Annotated in this window: 2 protein-coding genes; both read right to left on the reverse strand. The window is 60.8% G+C overall.

Translation table 11 applies throughout. The annotated features are described in order from the left end of the window. The coding region (locus AC1D1P_RS21435) for a DUF3297 family protein (RefSeq protein ID WP_477674361.1) at positions 1-181 on the reverse strand (181 nt) is incomplete at its 3' end. Between the two features lie 27 nt (positions 182-208). After that, on the reverse strand, positions 209-2249 hold a 2041-nt coding region (locus tag AC1D1P_RS21440), incomplete at its 5' end, for a DNA gyrase subunit B (protein WP_477674362.1).

The raw sequence follows: 2249 nt of genomic DNA on the forward strand, positions 1-2249 counted from the left end.
CGGGCACCTTGATCCAACCTTCGCTGATGCAGTACTCGGCGACGTCGTTGCGCTCTTTGTCATTAAAGCGGATGCCGATGTCGTGCTCAAAGATCGCTCTGACGAAGTGTGGGCTGCGCTCGTCGGTCGAGAGGTGGTCAGGCAGCGCTGGGCGCTCTGCTGTTTTGGTTTCTTCGGTCATGGTGTCAAGTAAGGGCTGAGTGGTCGCTTAGACGTCGATGTTGGCGGCGCGCAGGGCGTTCTGTTCAATGAACTCGCGGCGTGGTTCCACTTCGTCGCCCATCAGCATGGTGAAGACGTGATCGGCTTCGATGGCGTCGTCGATCTGTACGCGCAGCAGGCGGCGCACGGTCGGGTCCATGGTGGTTTCCCACAGCTGGGCGGGGTTCATCTCGCCCAGGCCCTTGTAGCGCTGGCGTGCAGTGGCGTTTTCAGCCTGGCCTATCAACCAGGCCATGGCCTGGCGGAAGTCGCCAATCTTTTCTTCCTTCTGGCGCTCGCCCTCGCCGCGCATGACTTTTGCGCCTTCGCTGATCAGGCCGCGGAAGGTGGCGGCTGCATCGGCCAGGGTGGAATAGTCGGCGCCGTGCACAAAGTCTTGTGTCAGCACGCTGCTCTTGACGTTACCGTGGTGGCGGCGGCTGATGCGCAAAATGGGCTTGTCGGTGCGGGTGTCAAACTCGCCGGCCACTTCGGCGGGGGCGCCGGTGGTGTTGAGCTCGCGCAGCTTGGCCTGCAGCGTCACGGCAGACACTTCAGCGTCGGCCACGGTGTCGAGGTTCAGGCTCACGCCGTCGGCAATGGCGCGCAGGGCTTCTGCGTCCATAAAGCCGCGCAGGCGGGCAATCACGGATTCAGCCAGCTGGTGCTTGCGGGCCAGTTCCGCCAGCGTCTCGCCCGTCAATACCGTGCTGCCTTCAGCGCCGGTTTGCACAGACGCATCTTTCAGCGCAATGCGCAGCAGGAAGCCGTCAAGCGCTGCGGTGTCTTTGAGGTACTGCTCTTCCTTGCCGGCCTTGACCTTGTACAGCGGTGGCTGCGCAATGTAGATGTGGCCGCGCTCAACAAGCTCGGGCATCTGGCGGTAGAAGAAGGTGAGCAGCAGCGTGCGGATGTGGGCGCCGTCAACGTCGGCGTCGGTCATGATGATGATGCGGTGGTAGCGCAGCTTGGCAACGTTGAAGTCGTCGGTGCCTGGCGTGCCGCCAATGCCGCCGGCCTTGCCGATGCCGGTGCCCAGGGCGATGATCAACGTCAAAATTTCGTTGCTGGTCAACAGCTTTTCGTAGCGGGCTTTTTCAACGTTCAAAATCTTGCCGCGCAGGGGCAGGATGGCCTGGAATTTACGGTCGCGGCCCTGCTTGGCAGAGCCGCCGGCGGAGTCACCCTCGACCAGGTAGATTTCGCACATGGCGGGGTCTTTTTCCTGGCAGTCGGCCAGCTTGCCGGGCAGGCCCATGCCGTCGAGAACCCCTTTTCTGCGGGTCATATCACGTGCTTTTCGGGCAGCTTCACGGGCGCGGGCGGCCTCGATGATCTTGCCGACGATGATTTTTGCGTCGTTGGGGCGCTCTTGCAGGTAGTCGTGCAGCAGGCGGCTCACGATGTCTTCCACCGGGCCGCGTACTTCGCTGGAAACGAGTTTGTCTTTGGTCTGGCTGCTGAACTTGGGCTCAGGCACCTTCACGCTCAGCACGCAGCACAGGCCTTCGCGCATGTCGTCGCCGGTGACTTCAACTTTTGCTTTCTTGGCCAGTTCGCTGTCGTCGATGTACTTGTTGATGACGCGGGTCATGGCGGCGCGCAGGCCCGTCAGGTGGGTGCCGCCGTCGCGTTGGGGAATGTTGTTGGTGAAGCAGAGTACTTGTTCGCTGTAGCCGCTGTTCCACTGCATGGCAACTTCAACACCGATGTTGGTGCCCTGGTCGCTCTGGCGGTCGCCCATAGCGTTAAACACGTTGGGGTGCAGAACCGTTTTGCCTTTGTTGATGAACTCGACAAAACCTTTCACACCGCCGGCGCCGGCAAAGTCGTCTTCCTTGCCGCTGCGCTCGTCTTTGAGGCGAATGCGCACGCCGTTGTTCAAAAAGCTCAGCTCGCGCAGGCGCTTGCTCAGGATTTCGTAATGGAAATCGTTGTTCTCTTTGAAGATGTCGGTGTCGGGCAGAAAGTGGACTTCAGTGCCGCGCTTGTCGGTGTCGTCCATGACCTTCATCGGCGACACATCAACACCGTTGACTTGTTCGATG

The sequence above is a fragment of the Polaromonas sp. P1_E1_2 genome (assembly GCF_056406035.1).